Annotated in this window: 16 protein-coding genes and 1 pseudogene; 15 read left to right on the top strand and 2 right to left on the bottom strand. The window is 67.6% G+C overall.

Going from position 1 to position 22,663, the window contains the following annotated elements; all coding sequences use genetic code 11:
- The first annotated feature begins 2 nt into the window (after positions 1–2).
- From RM1_RS21500 to RM1_RS21440, 13 genes are all read left to right on the top strand, one after another.
- Entirely contained in the window at positions 3–863 is an 861-nt protein-coding gene (locus RM1_RS21500) for an MlaE family ABC transporter permease (RefSeq protein ID WP_072753713.1), read from the top strand.
- Positions 860–2,224, top strand: coding sequence for an MCE family protein (locus RM1_RS21495; RefSeq protein ID WP_072753712.1), 1,365 nt, complete (start codon positions 860–862; stop codon positions 2,222–2,224). Before RM1_RS21500 ends, RM1_RS21495 begins: the two co-directional genes overlap by 4 nt.
- Positions 2,221–3,288: an MCE family protein gene (locus RM1_RS21490; protein WP_072753711.1), complete on the top strand. Its 1,068-nt coding sequence runs from the start codon at positions 2,221–2,223 to the stop codon at positions 3,286–3,288. Before RM1_RS21495 ends, RM1_RS21490 begins: the two co-directional genes overlap by 4 nt.
- Positions 3,285–4,280: an MCE family protein gene (locus RM1_RS21485; protein ID WP_072753736.1), complete on the top strand. Its 996-nt coding sequence runs from the start codon at positions 3,285–3,287 to the stop codon at positions 4,278–4,280. The genes RM1_RS21490 and RM1_RS21485 overlap by 4 nt, the downstream gene beginning before the upstream one ends.
- Positions 4,280–5,566, top strand: a complete 1,287-nt coding sequence (locus RM1_RS21480; protein ID WP_072753710.1) for an MCE family protein — start codon at positions 4,280–4,282, stop codon at positions 5,564–5,566. Before RM1_RS21485 ends, RM1_RS21480 begins: the two co-directional genes overlap by 1 nt.
- Positions 5,567–5,580: 14 nt before the next feature.
- Entirely contained in the window at positions 5,581–6,858 is a 1,278-nt protein-coding gene (locus tag RM1_RS21475; protein WP_174562987.1) for an MCE family protein, read from the top strand.
- Entirely contained in the window at positions 6,855–8,102 is a 1,248-nt protein-coding gene (locus RM1_RS21470) for an MCE family protein (RefSeq protein ID WP_072753708.1), read from the top strand. The genes RM1_RS21475 and RM1_RS21470 overlap by 4 nt, the downstream gene beginning before the upstream one ends.
- 54 nt (positions 8,103–8,156) lie before the next feature.
- On the top strand, positions 8,157–8,759 hold the full coding sequence (locus RM1_RS21465; protein WP_072753707.1) for an Rv1363c family protein: 603 nt from the start codon (positions 8,157–8,159) through the stop codon (positions 8,757–8,759).
- Between the two features lie 60 nt (positions 8,760–8,819).
- Positions 8,820–9,725, top strand: a complete 906-nt coding sequence (locus RM1_RS21460) for a prolipoprotein diacylglyceryl transferase (protein WP_072753706.1) — start codon at positions 8,820–8,822, stop codon at positions 9,723–9,725.
- A gap of 418 nt (positions 9,726–10,143) precedes the next feature.
- Positions 10,144–13,650, top strand: coding sequence for a DNA-directed RNA polymerase subunit beta (gene rpoB, locus RM1_RS21455; RefSeq protein WP_027500648.1), 3,507 nt, complete (start codon positions 10,144–10,146; stop codon positions 13,648–13,650).
- A 119-nt stretch (positions 13,651–13,769) separates the two neighbouring features.
- The gene (locus RM1_RS21450; RefSeq protein ID WP_072753705.1) at positions 13,770–17,729 is read left to right on the top strand and encodes a DNA-directed RNA polymerase subunit beta'; all 3,960 of its coding nucleotides are present in this window, start codon (positions 13,770–13,772) and stop codon (positions 17,727–17,729) included.
- Between the two features lie 119 nt (positions 17,730–17,848).
- On the top strand, positions 17,849–18,052 hold the full coding sequence (locus tag RM1_RS21445) for a hypothetical protein (protein WP_072753735.1): 204 nt from the start codon (positions 17,849–17,851) through the stop codon (positions 18,050–18,052).
- Positions 18,053–18,270: 218 nt separating this feature from the next.
- A complete protein-coding gene (locus RM1_RS21440) occupies positions 18,271–19,941 on the top strand; it encodes a 4Fe-4S binding protein (RefSeq protein ID WP_072753704.1) in 1,671 nt (556 codons plus the stop codon).
- A gap of 18 nt (positions 19,942–19,959) precedes the next feature.
- On the opposite strand, the gene RM1_RS21435 is transcribed toward RM1_RS21440, so the two are convergent.
- Entirely contained in the window at positions 19,960–20,718 is a 759-nt protein-coding gene (locus RM1_RS21435; protein WP_072753703.1) for an acyl-[acyl-carrier-protein] thioesterase, read from the bottom strand.
- Positions 20,719–20,852: 134 nt separating this feature from the next.
- On the opposite strand from RM1_RS21435, the gene RM1_RS21430 reads away from it, so the two are divergent.
- On the top strand, positions 20,853–21,818 hold the full coding sequence (locus RM1_RS21430; protein ID WP_072753734.1) for an NADPH:quinone oxidoreductase family protein: 966 nt from the start codon (positions 20,853–20,855) through the stop codon (positions 21,816–21,818).
- A gap of 17 nt (positions 21,819–21,835) precedes the next feature.
- On the opposite strand, the gene RM1_RS21425 is transcribed toward RM1_RS21430, so the two are convergent.
- Entirely contained in the window at positions 21,836–22,324 is a 489-nt protein-coding gene (locus RM1_RS21425) for a SixA phosphatase family protein (RefSeq protein ID WP_072753702.1), read from the bottom strand.
- Positions 22,325–22,523: 199 nt separating this feature from the next.
- Between RM1_RS21425 and RM1_RS21420 the strand changes: the two are divergent.
- Positions 22,524–22,663: pseudogene (locus RM1_RS21420) on the top strand (MarR family winged helix-turn-helix transcriptional regulator); the annotation flags it as partial.

The raw sequence follows: 22,663 nt of genomic DNA, 5'->3' as shown, positions 1-22,663 counted from the left end.
CCATGACGATCGCCAAGGGTCGCGGCGACCGGACACTGATGCGTGCGCGCAAGGTGACCCGCGCGCCGCTGCACGTTCTCGATCGCGCCGGCGACCAGATGTCCTTCTACGCAAGGGCAATCGGCTGGATTCCGCGGACGCTCACGCACTACGGCCGAGAGGTGCTCCGGCTGCTCGCCGAGGTCACCTTCGGTAGCGGTGCGCTGGCCGTCATCGGCGGAACCATCGGCGTCATCGTGATGATGTCCGGCTTCACCGGCGTCGTCGTGGGTCTGCAGGGGTACGCGGCGCTCGAGCAGCTCGGCAGTTCCGTGCTGACCGGCTTCCTGTCCGCGTACGTCAACACCCGTGAGATCGCCCCGCTCGTCGCGGCCCTTGCGCTGTCGGCAACGGTCGGCTGTGGCTTCACCGCGCAGCTCGGTGCCATGCGCATCTCGGAGGAGATCGACGCGCTCGAGGTCATGGCGGTGCCGAGTGTGCCGTTCCTGGTCACCACCCGGATGATCGCCGGGTTCGTCGCGGTCGTGCCGCTCTACATCGTCGGTCTGATGGCCGCGTACCTGGCGTCGAGGCTGATCAACACGGTCTTCAACGGGCAGTCGAGTGGGTCGTACGACCACTATTTCAACCTGTTCCTACCGCCTGCGGACGTGCTCTGGTCCTTCGGCAAGGTGCTGGTCTTCGCGTTCGTGCTGATCATGATCCACTGCTACTACGGTTACCACGCCTCCGGCGGACCCGCGGGCGTCGGCGTCGCCGTCGGCCGGGCCGTGCGGACCGCGATCGTGACGATCGCGGTGCTCGACTTCTTCCTGAGCCTCGCCATCTGGGGCACCACGACCACAGTGAGGGTGGCCGGATGACCGACGGTGGTTCGGCGCTGCGCCGACGCATTCTTGGCCTGGCCTTCTTTCTCGTCCTCGCGTTGTTCCTCGCGTTCACGATCGGGATGTACAACAAGTCGTTCAAGGAGGTCGTGAAGGTCAACCTCGTGACCGACTCGGTCGGCAACTCCTTGCCCAGCCACGCGGACGTGAAGGTGCGCGGGTTGATCGTGGGTGAGGTGCGCTCCGCCTCGACCGAGGACGGCAAGGTCACCTCGGTCCTGGCCATCGACCCCGACAAGGCCGAGCTGATCCCGTCCAACGCGACGGCGCGGCTGCTGCCGAAGACCCTGTTCGGCGAGCGGTATGTCTCGCTGATCGTGCCCACGGGCGACACCGCCGCCCCGATCTCGGAGGGCGACACGCTGCTCCAGGACAAGAGCGGCAACGCGATCGAGGTCGGCGAACTGCTCGACGGGCTGCTGCCGCTGCTGCAGGCGGTTCCGCCGCAGGACCTGGCGAACACCCTCGGCGCGCTGTCGCAGGCACTGGCCGGGCGCGGCAACGACATCGGGTTGAGCATCGAGCGACTCGAGACCATCTTCGCCGGGGTCAACACGGAGCTGCCGAACCTGCGGGAGGGCCTGCGCGGTCTCGCGGACTTCTCACAGACCTACTCGGAAGCCGCTCCCGACCTGATCAACGCGTTCGACAACCTGCGGACCACCGGCGCGACCGTGGTCCAGCAGCAGAACCAGATCCGGGCGCTGATGTCCACGGTCACCGCCACCGCAGGCAGCACCGCGGACTTCCTGACGGCCAACAAGGATTCGCTGATCTCCATCGCGGCGGACTCGCGGGAGGCCCTCGAGGTCTTGGCGGCCGCATCACCGACCTTCGGCTGCACCTTTTCGCAGTTCGTGCCGATCGTGGAGAGCGCGAGCGCCATCCTCGGGCTCAACCCGGACGGCAGCCTCCAAGACCACCCGGGCGCCCGTGCGGCCACGGTGTTCGTCAACCCGAAGGGGCGTTACCTGCCGAACCAGGACGAGCCCCGGCTCTTCGACAACCGCGGCGCCAAGTGCTATGAGCCGGCGGCGCCCGGCTACAAGTTCGGCCAGTACCCGGGCGGATCGTACAACGACGGTTCCTACCAGGTGCCGTCGCGCAATCCGGGCCCCTCGTTCGTGCCGTCGCCCGCCGCGCCGCAGTACTCGGTGGTCCCGAGCCCGGCGGCCGGGCAGAACACGCCCGCCGCATACACCGGATCGACACTCGAGCAGGACACATTGGCAGTCATCTACGGGGAGGGCACCGGCACCCTGCCGGAGGCGGTGCCGGGTTGGGCGACGCTGCTGGGCGCGCCTGCGCTGAGGGGAACGGAGGTGAGTGTCCGATGAGAGGTCTCGCGGCTCCCCTGATCAAGCTCATCATCTTCGCCGTCGTCACCGTGGTGGCGACCGCGACGCTGGCCTTGACCATCGCGAACACCAGCGGTGGCGGTGGCACCAAGTTCAACGCGATCTTCACGGACGTCGCCTCGCTCAACAAGGGTGACGAGGTCCGGATCGCGGGTGTCCGGGTCGGACAGGTCGACGAGATCGGGATCGTCAATGAGCGGGAGGCGAAGGTCCAGTTCTCGCTGACCGACCGCGACTGGCTCCCGGCCAGCTCGACCGCCACGATCCGCTACCGGAACCTGGTCGGCCAGCGCTACATCGCGCTGGAACAGGGCGAGGGCGCGCAGGGCATGAAGCTGTCCGGCGGCGCGACCATCCCGATCGAGCGCACCAAGCCCGCGGTCAACCTGACGACCCTGTTCAACGGCTTCCGGCCGCTGTTCCAGACGCTCAGCGCCGACGACGTGAACAAGCTGTCGTTCCAGATCATCCAGGTGTTCCAGGGCGAGGGCGGCACGATCTCCGAACTGGTGCGCAACACGGCCAGCCTGACCAACACCATCGCGGACAAGGACCGAGTGATCGGGGACGTGATCAACAACCTGAACGGGGTTCTCGAGACCGTCAACAAGCACGACGAGGAGCTGAGCTCGCTGATCGTCAACACCGAGCAACTCGTCACGGGGCTGGCGAATGATCGCGACGTGGTCGGTAGCGCGGTGACCTCGCTCGCGGGGCTGGCCGATGCCACCGCGGACGTACTCGAACCGACGAGGCCGTCGATCCAGGGCTCGGTGTCCGCACTCAACACGCTGGCCGGAACGCTGAACGCGCAGAGCGACGACGTGAACAAGATCCTGGCCACCCTGCCGGTGAAGCTGGACAAGCTGTCCCGCATCGCGAGCTATGGGTCGTGGTTCCAGTTCTACCTGTGCGGCATCGACATCGTCGCGGGTCCCGGCGAGTCGCCGTACCTCAACCTGCCGACGGGGCTCCCGACGGTCAATCAGCCGATCTACACCAACTCCGCACCGCGGTGCTCGGCGAACGGGGCCGGACAGTGAAGCAACGTCGTAGCCCCGCCACCATCGGCGCGCTCGGCATCGTCGTGGTGCTGCTCGCCACCGTGTCGGCCTTCTTCCTCGACGACCTGCCGTTGATCGGGGCTGGCGCCACCTACCGGGCCCAGTTCACCGAGGCGGCCGGGCTCAAGCCCAGCAACGAGGTCCGCATCGCGGGCGTCAAGGTCGGCAAGGTGACCGCCGTCGAGCTCGACGGCGACAAGGTCGAGGTCGCGTTCAAGGTCAAGGACGCCTGGGTAGGCGACCAGACCACCGCGTCGATCCAGATCAAGACGGTCCTGGGCCAGAAGTACCTGGCGCTCGACCCCCGCGGATCCGACACCCTTGACCCGAGGGACACGATCCCCTTGGAGCGCACCACCTCCCCGTATGACGTGCTCGACGCGTTCGGCGACGCGACGACGACGCTGGACGCGATCGACACGACGCAGCTCGCGCAGGCCATGGAGACGCTGTCCGATGCGTTCTCGGGTACCCCCGCGGACATCAGGGCCTCGCTCGACGGGGTGACGCGCCTGTCGAAGACCATCGGCAGCCGTGACGACGAGCTGCGCAAGCTCTTCGCCGCGACCGCCGACACCTCCAAGGTGCTCGCCGACCGCAACGCCGAGTTCACCAAGCTGATCGGCAGCGCAGGCCTGTTGCTCAGCGAGCTGAACAGCCGTCAGCAGGCGATCTCCCAGCTGCTCACCGGCACCCAGCGGCTCTCGCAGCAGCTGACCGGTCTGGTCAAGGAGAACGAGGAGCAGATCGGTCCCGCGCTCGAGCAGCTCCGCGGCGTCGTGCAGATCCTGCAGGACAACAACGACAACCTGGACAAGGCGATCAAGCTGTACGCACCGTTCACCCGGCTGTACGCGAACATCGTCGGCAACGGTCGCTGGTTCGACCAGGTGGTCGTGAACCTGACGCCGCCCGCGCTCCCGCTGATCCCGGGTTACCGCGATCCCGTTCGAACCATTGGGGGCAACTGATGACCGGCGTGACCTCGGGGAGGATGCAGAAGTTCAGCAGGCGCCAGGTCGTTGCCACCGCCCTGCTGCTGGTGGGGCTGCTGGTGGTGGGATTCGGCGGTTGGTGGCTGATCACCCGAGCGGGCACCACCAAGATCACCGCGTACTTCGACAAGTCGGTCGGCATCTACGACGGCTCGGACGTCCGGGTGCTCGGCGTGAAGGTCGGCTCGGTGAACGAGGTCGAGCCACTGGGTGACCAGGTCAGGGTCACCATGCGCGTCGATCGCGGGGTGAAGATCCCCGAAGATGCCAAGGCCGCGCAGATCACGCCGTCGGTGGTGTCCGACCGGTACATCCAGCTCGCCCCCGCGTACTCGGGCGGCGAGGTGATGGAGTCCGGCGACACCATTCCCCGCGAGCGCACCGCGACCCCGGTCGAGGTCGATCAGCTCTACTCGAGCATCGACGAACTGTCGAGGGCGCTCGGGCCGGAGGGGGCGAACAAGGAGGGCGCGCTCTCCGAGTTCGTCGACACCGCGGCCAAGAATCTCGACGGCAACGGTGAGGCGCTCGGCGCCACCATCACCGAGCTGTCGAAGGCGGCGGAGACCCTCAACCTCAACCGGGGCGATCTGTTCGAGACGATCCGGAACCTGCAGACCTTCGTCAGCGCGCTCGCGGCCAACGACGAGCAGGTCCGCCAGTTCAACTCCCAGCTCTCCGATCTCAGCGGCTTCCTGGCCGGCGAACGGCAGAACCTCGGCGACGCGCTGAACCAGCTCTCCTTCGCGCTCGGCGACGTGGCGGTGTTCGTCCGCGACAACCAGGAGGCCGTCACGAGCAACGCGGAAGGATTGGTCCAGGTGACGCAGACCCTCGCCGACAACCGGCAGGACCTGGTCGACGCGCTCACCACGCTGCCGATCGCCATCAGCAACGTCGTGAACTCATACGACGCGGAGTCCGGAACGCTGGCCTCGAGGGTGAACCTGCCCGAGACGCAGGACCCGTTCGGCACCCTGTGCAAGCTGATCGACCTCGGCAAGCTGATGCCGGGCGACCCGAAGTTCGACGCGCTCGGGCGCCAGATGGCGCCGCTGATCCAGAACTGCAAGATGATCATGGACCAGGTGACCGCGGGCGTGAAGACACCGTCGTTGAATCTACCGTTCGGCATCCTCAGCGGCGACAACCTCCAGCGGCCCTCGCAGCCGGGCACGGTTCCAGGAAACGTCTCGCCCCGACTCGGAAACTCGCAGGCCCCCGGCCTCAGCGACCAGAACATCCCGCGGGGTGGCCAGTGATGCAGGAACGGTCAGTGAAGCGCTCGGTCGCGATCGGTGTCGGCGCATGCGTCGTCGCGTTGACGGTCGCGGGTTGTGGGTCCAAGGGCATCTACAGCATTCCGCTGCCCGGTGGCGCCGACATCGGTAGCGACCCGATGCACCTGACGGTCGAGTTCGATGACGTGCTCGACCTGGTGCCCCAGTCCACCGTGAAGGTCGACGGCGTCCCCGTCGGACGGGTGCAGAGCATCGATGTCCCGGACGACGGTTGGACGGCGGCCGTCGGCGTCGTCGTCGACTCGGCGGTCGACCTGCCCGCGAACGCGCTCGCGTCCGTGCAGCAGACCAGCCTGCTCGGTGAGAAGTTCATCGAGCTCAAGGCCCCGCCCGTCGACGCAGACGCTGCCCGGCTCACGGACGGGTCGACGATCCCCGTGGACCGGACCAGGCATGCCACCGACATCGAGCAGGTGCTCGGCGCGCTGTCGCTGCTGCTCAACGGCGGCGGCGTGGCTCAGTTGCAGCCGATCATCCACGAGCTCACCACGGCCCTCGACGGTCGCGAGTCCAAGGCACGCTCGCTGCTCGACCAGGCGAACACGCTGATCGACGGGCTCAACAAGCAGCGCGACGACATCACCCGGGCGCTCGACGGGCTCGACACCCTGACCGGTCGGGTCAACGAGCAGACCGATCAGATCGACAAGATCCTCAGCGAGATCCCGACCGCGGTGCAGGTCCTGAACGAGCAGGAACCGCAGTTCATCCAGATGCTCACCCAGTTGGACCGGCTCGGTCAGGTGGGCACCGATGTACTGGTGCAGTCCAAGGACAACCTGATCGCGGACCTGCGCGCGCTGCGGCCGACCCTGCAGGCGCTCGCCGACTCGGGCGAGGACCTGGTGACCGTGCTCCCGCTGATCCCGACGTTCCCGTTCCCGGACGGTGCGGAGAAGGTCATCCACGGCAACTCGATGAACCTCTTCCTCTCGCTGGACATGCGACTCGGCCAGCAGTTCGAGGCGCTCGGGGTCGGACTCCCCGACCCGGTCTACGTTCCGCCGCCGCCCGGATACGGCGGCTACGTGCCGAAGGTTGACCCGTCGAACCCGTACTACAACGGCAACGGCCCGCGGCCCGGTTGGCCGACGGTCTCGATCCTGCCGTTGCCGCCGATCGTCCCGATGCCCGCGCCCGCTCCGGGGGCCCCGGTGCCGCCCGGCACCGAACCGGTCAAGGAGAAGAAGGATCAGGCGCCGCAGAATCCGCTGAGCGGGCTGCTCGACAAGCTGGGGGTGGGTGGACGATGAGATCTGCTCTGGTGCGCTATCAGTTGGTGGCGTTCGCGCTGGTCGCGATTCTCGGCCTGCTCTATGTTGGCGCGAAGTACGTGCGGCTCGACAACCTGCTGGGATTCGGCCAGTACACGGTGCAGGCGGACTTCGCCGACTCCGGCGGCATTTTCACCAACGCCGAGGTGAGTTACCGAGGTGTGCCGGTCGGCACGGTGGGGGATCTGCACCTGACCGACGACGGCGTGCTGGTCGATCTGAAGATCAACACCAGCGCCCCGGAGATCCCGTCTTCGGCCAAGGCCGTCGTCGCGAACCGGTCGGCGATCGGTGAGCAGTACGTTGACCTGCAGCCGACCAGCGACGAGGGTCCGTACCTGGAGGACGGATCGGTGATCCCCCGTCAGGACACCGCGACCCCCGTCCCCGTCGAGGAGGTGCTCTCGAGCACGAACGCGCTGGTGCGTTCGGTGCCGTTGAAGGCGCTCAACACCACGGTCACCGAGCTGGGCAAGGCGTTCAACGGCAAGGGCGACGACCTGCAGGTGCTGGTGGACTCGCTCAACACCCTCTCGAAGGATGGGATCGACAACCTGCCGCAGACGCTGACCTTGATCCGGGACACCAGGACCGTGCTCGACACCCAGTCGGAGCAGTCCTCGGCGATCCGACAGTTCAGCTCCGATCTGGATCTGGTGGCTGCCCAGCTCCGGGCAAGCGATCCGGACCTGCGGCGCCTCATCGAGACCGGCACCGCCGCGAGCGACGAGGTCGGTGCGCTGATCGATTCGGCAGGCCCGGCCCTGACCACCGACCTGGACAACCTGGCACTGGTGACGGCGGCGCTCGGTCCGCGGACCCTGGCACTCAACGCCCTGCTGATGTTCCTGCCGGGACTGGCGGCGGGAGCGAGTACCGCGGCGCCCGGCGACGGCACCCTGCACCAGGGCCTGTTGCTGGAGACGAACAATCCGCCGCCGTGCACCCAGGGCTACGAGGGGACGCACGAGATCCTCGCGCAGATGAAGCGGGAGAACCCCGACTTCGACCCGACCCGCGACGAGTTCCCGCTGAACATGAACGCCAACTGCACCACGCCGTTGGGCAGCGTCACCGGCGTGCGTAGCGCCAACCGGATCGTGTACGCGGACCCGGCGACGCCGCAGCCGTGGGACAACAAGCCGAAGGTCGATCCGGACAAGCTCAACCTCAACCCGATCGCGACGCAGCTGGCGCCGTTGCTCGGCATCACCCCGAAGTGATGCCGTTCCGACGGAGCCGAGCAGAAGTTACCAAGTAGTAGGGTAGAAAACGTGATGCGTAGCACGAAACTGCTGAAGCCTGTTCTCGCTGCGGTGAGTGTGCTCGCCATCGGGGCCCTCGTGGCCGCCGTCTGGTTCGGGTTCGGTTGGGGTCATGCCCTGTTCTCGGACAAGCCGGCGGCCGCCGCCCGCGACGATGCGCTGACCGGCGCCCGTCAGGCGGCGATCAACCTGAACACCGTCGACTCGGGGAACCTTGACCAGACGTTCGCGAACATGGAGTCGTCGATCACCGGCGACGAGATGCTGAACGCGCTGGCCGAGACCAAGGACCAGATGACCGAGCAGGTCAAGCAGACGGGCGCGAAGAGCGAGGCGCACGTGCTCGACGCCGCGCTCACCGCGATGAGCCGTGACGAGGGCACCGCGAACTCGCTCGTCGTGCTCACCACGACCACGACCTGGCCGAATCAGCCGACGAGCAAGGTCAAGGTGACCATGCGAATCGGCCTGACCGATGTCGACGGCGTCTGGAAGGCCTCGAAGGTCGAGAACGTCGGCCAGCCCCTGGCCATGGACCCCGGTACACCGGCCCCCGCACCCGCCCCGGCGCCCGAAGAGGCCCCTGCACCCGCTCCCGAGTCCGGCGGGCAGTAGGGCCGACGGTCCTGCCCCCACAGGCAATCCGGCAGCGGAACAGCTAAGGAGTATCGAACAGTGCCCCCACGTCGTCGTATCACCAGCACGCCCCAGCCCAAGGGGCGTCGCCCCCGCGTGGCGGGCACCGGGTCGAGCGCCGCCCGCGGAACCGCGAGCGAACCCGAGACCACCGCGCCCGCGAGTTCGGCCGGGACCGAGACCGAGGTCGTGGCGGCGGGCTCGGGAGCCGCCGGCCCGCCGGCAGGGGCATCCGTGGCCCCCGCGGCAGCCGACACCGAAGCCGCAGCCGCGGAGGTCACGGCGACCGCCACCGCCGCGGCAGCAGAGGACACGGAGGGCGAGAGCGCGGCGCAGGAGCCGGAACAGGCGCCGAAGACGATCAACCGGACCAGCTCCCTGCGCCCGCGGGCGACCGGCGCGCCGGACGCCGAGGTGACCGCAGCTCCAGGGTCCGCGGTCGACGAAGAAGCGGTCAGGGCGGGCTGGAAGCGGGTCACAACGATCGGCCTGGTGGCGATTGGGCTCGGCGTCTTCGCACTCGTCGCCGCGTTCCGGCCGGGCGCCGACGTCCCGAACCAGGCCTGGGTCGACACCGCGGAGACCTCGAAGGTCACCGCCGACGCGAAGAACGCGATCCAGACCCTCTACACGTACAAGTTCGACACGGTCGAGCAGGATTTCGACAAGGCGCGGGCGGTCCTCGACGACGCCATGCGCGAGGAGTTCGACCGGACCGCCGCGGTCACCAAGGATGCCGTGATCCAGACGAAGACGGCGACGAACGCCGAGGTGACCGATATCGGCCTGAAGCTGCTCTCCGACGACCGCGCCGAGCTCGTGGCCAGCATGAACGTGAGCGCGACCAATGACGGTGTTGCGCAGGGGAGTGCCCAGGGTCCGCTCTCGGTGACCATGGCGAAGTCCGGCGACAACTGGGTGATCACGGACATCAGGGACCGCTGAGCCGGGCCCGGATCGGGTGTCCCGGCGGTGACCGCGGGGCAAATCGCCGGGACGTGTCTTGACGCGGCGGGGTTCAGGCGTCACTCTAATGGCGAGACATGCGAGATCGCTCCTTCTGCGGGAGCGGGTCCGCGCAAGATCGCGCCGGCGCAAATGGAGGCACCGGGCGCGAGGGATTGCACGGACACCAGGCGTGGGCACCGTTCGGGCTGCCCTGTCCAGTTGTATTCTGCGTCGACTTCGGGTACCTTTGGACGTTGCGCTGGCTGCCTCCTGTCCATCTCTCCACCTCACCGCCTGTGAAGCATTCGCTTCCTGCGTCTGTTGGCGAGTTTCGTTCGGGTCGTGACCAGCGAATTCGCCCCACATGAAGAAGCAGATACAGCGGCGGTCGCGCAGCACGAGCGGCCCGCGTGAGGTGCTGGAAGGACGCATCTTGGCAGTCTCTAGCCAGACCAAGGCAAATGCCGGAATCCCCGGAGCCCCGAAGAGGGTCTCGTTCGCGAAGATTCGCGAACCTCTCGAAGTTCCAGGGCTACTTGATCTACAGACGGATTCTTTTGAATGGTTGATCGGATCGCCTGCTTGGCGTGAGCGGGCAGCTGCCCGCGGCGACGGCAGCGTCACCGGCGGTCTGGAGGACATCCTCACCGAGCTGTCCCCGATCGAGGACTTCTCGGGTTCGATGTCGCTGTCCTTCTCGGACCCGCGCTTCGACGAGGTCAAGGCCTCGACCGATGAGTGCAAAGACAAGGACATGACCTACGCGGCGCCCTTGTTCGTCACCGCGGAGTTCATCAACAACAACACCGGCGAGATCAAGAGCCAGACGGTCTTCATGGGTGACTTCCCGATGATGACCGACAAGGGCACCTTCATCATCAACGGCACCGAGCGCGTCGTCGTCTCGCAGCTCGTCCGCTCCCCGGGTGTCTACTTCGACCACTCCGTGGACAAGGGCACCGAGAAGGACCTGCACAGCGTCAAGGTGATCCCCGGCCGCGGTGCGTGGCTGGAGTTCGACGTCGACAAGCGCGACACCGTCGGCGTCCGCATCGACCGCAAGCGTCGTCAGCCGGTCACCGTGCTGCTCAAGGCCCTCGGCTGGACCACCGAGCAGATCACGGAGCGCTTCGGCTTCTCCGAGATCCTCATGGCCACCCTGGAGAAGGACAACACGGCAGGCACCGACGAGGCGTTGCTCGACATCTACCGCAAGCTGCGTCCGGGCGAGCCGCCCACGAAGGAGAGCGCGCAGACCCTGCTGGAGAACCTGTTCTTCAAGGAGAAGCGCTACGACCTCGCCCGCGTGGGTCGCTACAAGATCAACAAGAAGCTGGGCCTGAACCACGGCCAGCCGATCACCGCGTCGACCCTCACCGAGGAAGACATCGTCGCGACGATCGAGTACCTGGTGCGCCTGCACGCCGGTGACACCGTGATGACGGCGCCCGACGGCGTCGAGGTCCCGGTCGAGGTCGACGACATCGACCACTTCGGCAACCGTCGTCTGCGCACCGTTGGCGAGCTGATCCAGAACCAGATCCGGGTCGGCCTGTCGCGCATGGAGCGCGTGGTGCGCGAGCGGATGACGACCCAGGACGTCGAGGCGATCACGCCGCAGACCCTGATCAACATCCGTCCCGTCGTGGCCGCGATCAAGGAGTTCTTCGGAACCTCCCAGCTCTCGCAGTTCATGGACCAGAACAACCCGCTGTCGGGCCTGACCCACAAGCGCCGCCTGTCGGCGCTCGGCCCCGGTGGTCTGTCCCGTGAGCGCGCCGGCCTCGAGGTGCGAGACGTGCACCCGTCGCACTACGGCCGCATGTGCCCGATCGAGACCCCTGAGGGCCCGAACATCGGCCTGATCGGTTCGCTGTCGGTGTACGCGCGGGTCAACCCGTTCGGCTTCATCGAGACCCCGTACCGCAAGGTCGTCGACGGACAGGTCACCGACCAGGTGGACTACCTGACCGCCGACGAGGAGGACCGCCACGTCAAGGCCCAGGCCAACGCCGCGGTCGACAAGGACGGTCGCCTGACCGAGGACCGCGTCCTCGTCCGCACCAAGGGCGGCGAGGTCGAGCTGATCCCGGCCGAGGACGTCGACTACATGGACGTCTCGCCGCGACAGATGGTCTCCGTCGCGACCGCGATGATCCCGTTCCTCGAGCACGACGACGCCAACCGCGCCCTGATGGGTGCGAACATGCAGCGTCAGGCCGTGCCGCTGGTCCGTTCCGAGGCGCCGCTGGTCGGCACCGGCATGGAGCTGCGCGCCGCGGTCGACGCGGGCGACGTCGTCGTCAGCGAGAAGACCGGTGTCATCGAGGAGGTCTCGGCCGACTACGTCACCGTGATGGCGGACGACGGCAGCCGCAAGACCTACCGGATGCGCAAGTTCGCCCGCTCGAACCAGGGCACCTGCGCGAACCAGCGTCCGATCGTGGACGAGGGCGACCGGGTCGAGGCCGGCCAGGTCATCGCCGACGGTCCCTGCACCGAAGCCGGTGAGATGGCGCTGGGCAAGAACCTGCTCGTCGCGATCATGCCGTGGGAGGGCCACAACTACGAGGACGCGATCATCCTGTCGCAGCGCCTCGTGGAAGAGGACGTCCTGACCTCGATCCACATCGAGGAGCACGAGATCGATGCCCGCGACACCAAGCTCGGTGCCGAGGAGATCACCCGCGACATCCCGAACGTCTCGGACGAGGTCCTCGCCGACCTCGACGAGCGCGGCATCATCCGCATCGGTGCCGAGGTCCGTGACGGCGACGTGCTGGTCGGAAAGGTCACGCCGAAGGGCGAGACCGAGCTGACCCCGGAGGAGCGCCTGCTGCGCGCCATCTTCGGTGAGAAGGCCCGCGAGGTCCGCGACACGTCCCTCAAGGTTCCGCACGGTGAGAACGGCAAGGTCATCGGCATCCGCGTGTTCTCGCGCGATGACGACGACGATCTGCCCCCCGGTGTCAACGAGCTGGTCCGCGTGTACGTGGCCCAGAAGCGCAAGATCCAGGACGGCGACAAGCTCGCCGGCCGACACGGCAACAAGGGTGTCATCGGCAAGATCCTCCCGCAGGAGGACATGCCGTTCCTGTCCGACGGCACCCCCGTCGACATCATCCTGAATACCCACGGCGTCCCGCGTCGTATGAACATCGGTCAGATCCTGGAAACCCATCTGGGGTGGATCGGCAAGACCGGCTGGAACGTGCAGATCGCCAGCGACGGCACCCGCCCGGACTGGGCTTCGACCCTGCCCGAGGAGATGCTCTCGGCCCCGGCCGACAGCAACATCGCCACCCCGGTGTTCGACGGTGCCAAGGAAGACGAGCTGACCGGTCTGCTGGGCGCGACCCTGCCGAACCGCGACGGCGAGCAGATGGTGGGCCCGGACGGAAAGGCCACCCTGTTCGACGGCCGCTCCGGCGAGCCGTTCCCGTACCCGGTCTCGGTCGGCTACATGTACATCATCAAGCTGCACCACCTCGTCGACGACAAGATCCACGCTCGTTCGACCGGTCCGTACTCGATGATCACCCAGCAGCCGCTCGGCGGTAAGGCCCAGTTCGGTGGCCAGCGCTTCGGTGAGATGGAGTGCTGGGCGATGCAGGCCTACGGCGCGGCGTACACGCTGCAGGAGCTGCTCACCATCAAGTCGGATGACGTGGTCGGCCGCGTGAAGGTCTACGAGGCCATCGTCAAGGGCGAGAACATCCCCGAGCCGGGCATCCCCGAGTCGTTCAAGGTGCTCCTCAAGGAGCTCCAGTCACTCTGCCTCAACGTGGAGGTGCTGTCCTCGGACGGCGCGGCCATCGAGATGCGCGACGGCGACGACGAGGACCTCGAGCGTGCGGCTGCGAACCTGGGCATCAACCTGTCCAGGAACGAGGCGGCGACCGTGGACGATCTCGCGAACTAGGTGTTTGGTCCCCGGGCCGTGGGATTCCGCGGCCCGGGGGCGTAGCCCACATTTGAATTTGGCAGACAGGTAGGCGCTGAGAAGCGCACACCATAATCCCTCTGGGGAAAGGAAGTTACGTGCTCGACGTCAACTTCTTCGATGAACTCCGCATCGGCCTTGCCACCGCTGAGGACATCCGTCAGTGGTCGTTCGGCGAGGTCAAGAAGCCGGAGACCATCAACTACCGCACGCTCAAGCCCGAGAAGGACGGCCTCTTCTGCGAGAAGATCTTCGGCCCCACCCGGGACTGGGAGTGCTACTGCGGTAAGTACAAGCGCGTCCGCTTCAAGGGCATCATCTGTGAGCGCTGCGGCGTCGAGGTGACCCGCGCGAAGGTGCGCCGTGAGCGCATGGGCCACATCGAGCTCGCCGCTCCTGTGACCCACATCTGGTACTTCAAGGGCGTGCCGAGCCGTCTCGGTTACCTGCTGGACCTGGCGCCGAAGGATCTCGAGAAGATCATCTACTTCGCCGCCTACGTGATCGTCGCGGTCGACGACGAGCTCCGTCACAACGAGCTCTCCACCCTGCAGGCCGAGATGGAGGTCGAGAAGAAGTCCGTCGCCGACCAGCGTGACGCCGACCTCGAGGCCCGCGCCCAGAAGCTCGAGGCGGACATCGCCGAGCTCGAGGCCGAGGGCGCCAAGTCCGACGTGCGCCGCAAGGTCAAGGACGGCGGCGAGCGCGAGATGCGTCAGCTCCGTGACCGGGCCCAGCGCGAGCTGGACCGGCTCGAGGAGATCTGGACCACCTTCACCAAGCTCGCCCCGAAGCAGCTCATCGTCGACGAGGGCCTCTACCGCGAGATGGTGGACCGCTACGGCGAGTACTTCACCGGCGCGATGGGCGCGGAGTCCATCCAGAAGCTGATGGAGAACTTCGACATCGACGCCGAGGCGGAGATCCTCCGGGAGACCATCCGCAGCGGCAAGGGCCAGAAGAAGCTGCGCGCGCTCAAGCGCCTCAAGGTCGTCGCGGCCTTCCAGTCCACCGGCAACTCGCCGATGGGCATGGTCCTCAACGCCGTGCCGGTGATCCCGCCGGAGCTGCGTCCGATGGTTCAGCTCGACGGTGGCCGGTTCGCCACCTCCGACCTGAACGATCTGTACCGCCGCGTGATCAACCGCAACAACCGCCTCAAGCGACTGATCGACCTCGGCGCGCCCGAGATCATCGTCAACAACGAGAAGCGGATGCTGCAGGAGTCCGTCGACGCGCTGTTCGACAACGGCCGTCGTGGACGTCCGGTCACCGGTCCGGGCAACCGCCCGCTGAAGTCCCTGAGCGACCTGCTCAAGGGCAAGCAGGGTCGTTTCCGTCAGAACCTGCTCGGCAAGCGCGTCGACTACTCGGGGCGTTCGGTCATCGTCGTCGGCCCGCAGCTCAAGCTGCACCAGTGCGGTCTGCCGAAGCTGATGGCCCTCGAGCTGTTCAAGCCGTTCGTGATGAAGCGACTGGTTGACCTGAACCACGCGCAGAACATCAAGTCGGCCAAGCGCATGGTCGAGCGTCAGCGCGCCCAGGTGTGGGACGTCCTCGAAGAGGTCATCGCCGAGCACCCGGTGCTGCTGAACCGTGCACCCACGCTGCACCGCCTCGGTATCCAGGCGTTCGAGCCGCAGCTCGTCGAGGGCAAGGCCATCCAGCTGCACCCGCTGGTGTGTGAGGCCTTCAACGCCGACTTCGACGGTGACCAGATGGCCGTGCACCTCCCGCTGTCCGCGGAGGCGCAGGCCGAGGCCCGCATCCTGATGCTGTCCTCGAACAACATCCTCTCGCCCGCGTCGGGTCGCCCGCTCGCCATGCCGCGTCTGGACATGGTGACCGGTCTGTACCACCTGACCCGGATGGACGAGGGTGCCGTGGGTGAGCTCGTCGCGGCGTCGAAGGACCAGGCCGAGACCGGTGTGTACTCCTCGCCCGCCGAGGCCATCATGGCGGTCGACCGCGGCGCGCTCGCGGTACAGGCGAAGATCAAGGTCCGCCTGACCACGCAGCGCCCGTCGCGCGAGATCGAGGACGAGCTGTTCCCCGACGGCGGCTGGAACTACGGCGAGGGCTGGGTCGCCGAGACCACCCTCGGCCGGGTGCTCTTCAACGAGCTGCTCCCCGCGGACTACCCGTTCGTGAACGAGCAGATGCCGAAGAAGCGTCAGGCGACGATCATCAACGATCTCGCCGAGCGTTACCCGATGATCGTGGTCGCGCAGACCGTGGACAAGCTCAAGGACGCCGGCTTCTACTGGGCGACCCGTTCGGGCGTCACGGTCTCGATCTCCGACGTCCTCGTGCCGCCGAGCAAGTCCGAGATCATGGACAAGTTCGAGGGCCAGGCCGAGCAGATCGAGAAGAAGTACCAGCGCGGTGCCCTCAACCACACCGAGCGCAACAGCGCCCTGGTGAAGATCTGGTCCGAGGCAACCGACGAGGTCGGAAAGGCCATGGAGGCCTTCTTCCCCGACGACAACCCGATCCCGATGATCGTGAAGTCCGGCGCCGCCGGCAACATGACGCAGGTTCGGTCGCTCGCCGGCATGAAGGGCCTGGTGACGAACCCGAAGGGTGAGTTCATCCCGCGTCCGATCAAGTCTTCCTTCAAGGAAGGCCTGACCGTTCTCGAGTACTTCATCAACACGCACGGCGCCCGTAAGGGTCTGGCAGATACCGCGCTGCGTACCGCCGACTCGGGTTACCTGACCCGTCGTCTGGTGGACGTCTCGCAGGACGTCATCGTTCGCGAGACGGACTGTGGCACCGAGCGCGGCATCGTCACCACGATCGCGGAGAAGCAGGCCGACGGCTCGCTGATCCGGGATGCGCACGTGGAGACCAGCACCTACGCCCGCACGCTGGCCGCGGACGCGGTCGACGCCAACGGCACGGTCATCGTCGAGCGCGGCGCCGACCTGGGTGACCCGGCGATCGACGCGCTGCTCGAGGCGGGCATCACCGACGTGAAGGTGCGCTCCGTGCTCACCTGCACCACCGGCACCGGCGTCTGTGCCACCTGCTACGGCCGCTCGATGGCGACCGGCAAGCTGGTGGACATCGGTGAGGCTGTCGGCATCGTCGCCGCCCAGTCCATCGGTGAGCCGGGTACCCAGCTGACCATGCGTACCTTCCACCAGGGTGGTGTCGCAGGCGAGGACATCACCGGTGGTCTGCCGCGTGTCCAGGAGCTGTTCGAGGCCCGCGTCCCCAAGGGCAAGGCCCCGATCGCCGACGTCACCGGACGGGTGCAGCTCGAGGACGGCGACCGCTTCTACAAGATCACCATCGTCCCGGACGATGGCGGCGAAGAGGTCGTCTACGACAAGCTGTCCAAGCGTCAGCGTCTGCGCGTCTTCAAGCACGACGACGGCTCCGAGCGCCTGCTGGCGGACGGTGACCACGTCGAGGTCGGCCAGCAGCTCATGGAGGGCGCTGCCGATCCGCACGAGGTGCTGCGCGTCATGGGTCCGCGTCAGGTGCAGATCCACCTGGTCAACGAGGTCCAGGAGGTGTACCGGAGCCAGGGTGTGTCGATCCACGACAAGCACATCGAGACGATCGTTCGTCAGATGCTGCGTCGCGTGACGATCATCGACTCCGGCGCCACCGAGTTCCTGCCCGGTTCGCTCACCGAGCGTTCCGAGTTCGAGGCGGCCAACCGTCGCGTCGTCGCCGAGGGTGGTGAGCCCGCAGCCGGTCGTCCGGTGCTCATGGGTATCACCAAGGCCTCGCTGGCGACCGACTCCTGGCTGTCGGCGGCGTCCTTCCAGGAGACCACTCGCGTGCTGACCGATGCGGCGATCAACTGCCGCTCGGACAAGCTGATCGGTCTCAAGGAGAACGTCATCATCGGCAAGCTGATCCCGGCCGGTACCGGCATCAACCGTTACCGGAACATCCAGGTCCAGCCGACCGAAGAGGCGCGCGCCGCGGCCTACGCCGTGCCGTCGTACGACGATCAGTACTACAGCCCGGAAGGCTTCGGCACCGGGACCGGAGCTGCTGTTCCGCTCGACGACTACGGCTTCAGCACCGATTACCGGTAAGCGACTCCGGCGTCTGTGAAACGGCCCCCGCCCCCAGCAATGGGTGCGGGGGCCGTTTCGCGTCTACTGTTGGAGGGACATTCCCGACATCGGTTCGGGTGACGACCACGGAGGATTCGATGGCAGGCAAGGGAATCGACCGTTCGAAGGCGCAGTCGGCGCTCGAGGTCGTCCGCGAGAACCCCCTCATCTCGCTGGTCGCCGCGGCCCCCGCGATCGCGATCTTCGGGGTGGCCTGGTGGCTGTTCGGCTTCGGCGGCGCGCTGATCCTGGCGATCGTGCTCGGCGTGGTCGTGGTGGCGGGCAAGAAGTTCCTCGGCTGACGCGCTGACCGGCCCGTTCGCGTCGAGCGTGCAGGGTGTCGTCGCGGCACTCGGGCGAAGCCCCGGCAGGTGCACACTCGGCGGGTTTGGGCGCCGGCGACCTGCACGAATTCGGTCGGGAGCCCGGCGGTGCGGCTATCCTCTGATCCTCTGTGACTTTGCTCGCACAAGCCGGGTATTGTCGCAGGAACAGGTTCTAGTTTTGGAGGAGGCCGACAGTGGCGTTCGTGATCACCCAGCCTTGTTGCAACGACGCTAGCTGCACCGAGGTGTGCCCGGTGGACTGCATCCATCCGACGCCGGACGAGCGCGGATTCAAGTCGACCGAGATGCTCTACATCGACCCGGAGACCTGCATCGACTGCGGGCTCTGCGTCGACGCGTGCCCGGTGGACGCGATCTTCCGTGACGACGACCTGCCCGAGACGATGGCGCGGTACTCGAAGATCAACGCCGACTACTTCGCAGGCACCGAGATCGAGTACGCGGATCCCGCCCCCTCCCTGAAGTTCCCGAAGGTGGACCAGGAACCCTTCCGCGTCGCCATCGTCGGCGCCGGGCCGTCCGGCTTCTACGCCGCCCGCGAGCTGCTCTCCTTCAAGCGCTCGGGCATCGAGGTCGACATGTTCGACCGCCTGCCGACGCCGTGGGGCCTCGTGCGCGCAGGCGTGGCCCCCGACCACCCGGAGACCAAGGCGGTCACCGATGTGTTCGCGGAGGTCTCGCGGCGCCCCGGCTTCCGGCTGCACCTGAACGTGGAGGTCGGCAAGCACCTCACGCACGAAGACCTGATGGAGCACCATCACGCGGTGCTCTACACGGTCGGCGCTCCGAGCGACCGGCACCTCGGCATCCCGGGTGAGGACCTCCCCGGCAGCCTCGCCGCCACCGAGTTCGTCGCCTGGTACAACGGCCACCCGGAGTACGCGGACCACACCTTCGACCTGTCCGGCACGCGCGCGGTCATCGTCGGCAACGGCAACGTCGCGCTCGATGTGGCCCGTCTCCTGGTCACCGAGCCGGACAAGCTGGCCCGCACCGACATGGCCGAGCACGCGGTCGAGGCACTGCGTGGCAGTGCCATCCGGGAGGTCGTGGTGCTGGGCAGGCGCGGACCCGCCCAGGCCGCCTTCACCAGCCCGGAGCTGCTGGCGCTCGGCCAGATGGCCGACGTGGACGTGGTCGTCGACCCGGCCGAGCTCGAGCTCGACAGCCACAGTGAGGCCGAGGTCGCGGAGAGCCCGGCCAAGCGGCTGAAGATGGAGATCCTGCGCGAGTACGCGGAGCGCCCCCTTGCGGGCCACGAGAAGCGGATCGTGCTGCGGTTCCTGGCTTCGCCGGTCGAGATCAAGGGCGATGGCCACGTCAGCGGGGTCGTCGTGGCGCGCAACGAGATGGTCGAGGGTCCGGACGGCACGCTGCGGGCGAGCAGCACGGATCAGACCGAACTGCTCGAGACCCGCATGGTGCTGCGCTCGGTCGGCTACCGCGGCGTGCCGGTCGCGGACCTGCCGTTCGACGACGCGCGCGGCACGATCGCGAACGTCGGCGGCCGGGTCACGTACCCGGAGTCCGGCGAGCCGATGCCGGGCACCTACACGGCCGGCTGGATCAAGCGCGGGCCCTCCGGCGTGATCGGCACCAACCGGCAGTGCGCGCACGACACCATCGCGCTGCTCATCGAGGACCTCGCCGCGGACCGGCTGTCGGCGCCGAAGGGCGACCGCGAGGCGCTCGAGGCGCTGCTGGCGGACCGCCAGCCCGAGGCGCTGGACTGGGCGGGCTGGAAGGCGATCGACGCTCGTGAGCGCGAGCTCGGCAAGGCGTCCGGTCGGCCGCGGGTCAAGCTGCTCGACCTCACCGAGATGGTGGCGATCGCCAAGAAGTAGGTTCCGCCGGTCGGCGGCTCAGTAGTGGCCGATGCCCGAGACCCGGGCAACGGCCTTCACGTCGCCGCCGACCAGGAACCACAGCCGCATCGACTCGGCGTCCTGCCTGCTGCGGACGTGGACGTGCTCGCCGGAGGTGATGGGCGCGTTGTACTCGAGGACGGCGCGGTGCGGGGACGCCAGCAGGTCGGGCCTGGTGACGAGGTGGTCCTCGACGGCGTGCCAGTACGCGGCGTTGTTCACGTGGTCCATCGGATCCAGGTCGGTGGATCGCAGGTGGAATCGGGCATCGGTGCCGTCGTCCTCCGGTGCCGGGCCGCCGAGCCAGGGGCGCCACTTGAGCCGGTGCTCGTCCGTGGTCCGCGACAACAGGGCGATGCCCTCGTCGCTGATCCGGGTCGGCATCCCGGTGTCGGGGCTGATGTTGATCCAGAAGCCCTCGGTCTCGATCAGCGCACCCTTCTCGCTGGTCAGCTGGACGCGCATAGCCGACCATCGGGTCGACAGGCCCGAACACCAGCGACGCAGGTGGATCCGGTCCGGCCACAGCGCGGGGCGGACGACGTCGATCACGGTCCGCCGCACGATCCACAGCGGGTCGAGTTCGGTGAGGTCCGAGGCGTCCAGGTTGTCGGAGCCGATGTCCTGCAGGTACCTGGTGATGCCGTCGAACCGCAGTCGGTTGTCGGGAGCGACGTCGCCCGTCCTGACCGGCCAGGAGGTTGCGAACCCCAGCCCGTCGGCAGGGGGAACGGCGAGCGGCTGATCGAAGTCCAAGACTGCGCTCCTCTGCGGTGGTCACCGGCGTGACGCGAACAGTATCTTTCCCGCGCAGGCGTGGCGTGACAAGGACTAGCGTCAGGGCTTCGGATCGCAGCAGAGTTGCGATGGCGCGAACACGGAGGTCTGTGGTGAAAGCAGTTGTGGTCTCGGAGTTGACCGGACCCGCCGGGATGGCCCTGCAGGAGGTGCCCGAGCCGGACGCGACGGGCAAGGTGCTGATCGACGTGCGCGCGACAGGGGTGTGCTTCCCGGACCTGCTCATCAGCTATGGCAAGTACCAGCTGCGGCCCGAGCCGCCCTTCATCCCCGGCGCCGAGGTGGCAGGCGTGGTGGTGTCCGCGCCGGACGACAGCGGGTTCGTGGTCGGCGACCGCGTGCTGGCGATGTCCGACCTCGGTGGCTACGCGGAGCGGGTCGCGATCGCGGCGCCGCGGGTGATGCCGATTCCTGCCGACCTGAGCTTCGAGGAGGCGGCCTCGCTCATCATCAACTATCAGACGATGGAGTTCGCGCTGTCCCGGCGGGCTGGCCTGGTGCCGGGGGAGACGGTGGTGGTGCTCGGCGCCGCGGGCGGCGTCGGCACCGCGGCGATCCAGCTGGCGAAGGCGCACGGCGCGAAGGTGATCGCGGTGGTCCGGCGGGAGGGGGCCGAGGAGTTCCTCCGCGAGCTCGGTGCGGACGAGGTGGTGGCACTCGACGAGGGCTGGGCCGCCCGGGTTGGTGAGCTGACCGGGAACCGCGGCGCGAACGTGGTGGTGGATCCGGTCGGCGGCGACGCCTTCGACGATGCCGTTCGGGTGTTGGCGCCGGAGGGCCGGCTCCTGGTGATCGGGTTCGCGGGCGGCGGTATCCCGTCCGTGAAGGTGAATCGGGTGCTGTTCCGCAACATCAGCATCGTGGGCGCGGCATGGGGCGAGTTCCTGCGCACCGACCCGTCTGCGCTGGCGCGCACCCACGCGGACCTCACCGAACTGGTCGCGAAGGGGCTGCGGCCGCTGGTCAAGGCCAAGTATCCGCTCGCCGACGCGCCCCGCGCGCTGGCGGATCTCGAGGCCGGTCAGGTGCTCGGCAAGGCGGTGCTCGTCCGCGAGTAGCGGTTCGCTGGCGCCGCTCAGCGCGGGATGTGGAAGTCGGTCAGGCGCGCGCCCGAGCCGAGGATGTCGGCCCATGCTCCCGTCACCGCCAGGGTCGCCATGGCCGAGGTGGGGAAGCGGTCCGCGATCCGGTCGGCGAGCTGGCCGCCAGGATCGAGCGCGAGCGCCGTGTCCGGGATGCCGGGCTCGTGCCCGACGACGAGCAGGGTCCGCACCGCTGCGTCGGTGCTCGCGACCTCCTGCAGGATCTCGGCCGCGCTCGCCCCGTACAGGGTGTCGACGTACCGAGCGGGTGCGTCGACACCACTCGCCTCGAGGGTCAGTCGCGTCCTGGTGGCGGTGGAGCAGAGCACGGCGTCCACTGCGGGCTGCGTCAGGCGGATCCAGTCGCCTGCCAGTGCGGCCTCGCGTTGCCCGCGCCGTGCGAGCGGCCGCTCGTGGTCGGCCACACCGTCGGGATACGCGGATTTGCCGTGCCGAAGCAGGATCAGGACCCGGGAGTGCATGTCCCGACAGTAGCGACCCGGCCGGCGGGCGAAATTCGTTTGCCCGCCCGGTGTGGTCGTGATCGGATCGCCGCGGGCAAATCGAGGGGCGTGACGGTCTTCACATTCCTTACGTTTGGGTAATAGTTGCACGAACGCTACTATTGCGCGAGTGACTGCATCCCCCGATGACCTGTATCAGGCGCTCGAGGAGTTCATCATGCGGCTGCTGGGGGTGGGGGAGTCGGAGTCCATGGACAAGTTGATCGCCATGGATCTGTCGTTCTCGCAGGCGCGAACTCTGTTCATGCTGGCGCAACACGGAGAACCCGTGGCGATCAACGAGGTGGCCGAGCGACT

It is taken from the genome of Rhodococcus maanshanensis NBRC 100610, assembly GCF_001894865.1.
In the GTDB taxonomy this organism is placed as follows: Bacteria; Actinomycetota; Actinomycetes; order Mycobacteriales; family Mycobacteriaceae; genus Rhodococcus_G; species Rhodococcus_G maanshanensis.
This window is presented reverse-complemented; position numbering and strand designations above follow the sequence as displayed.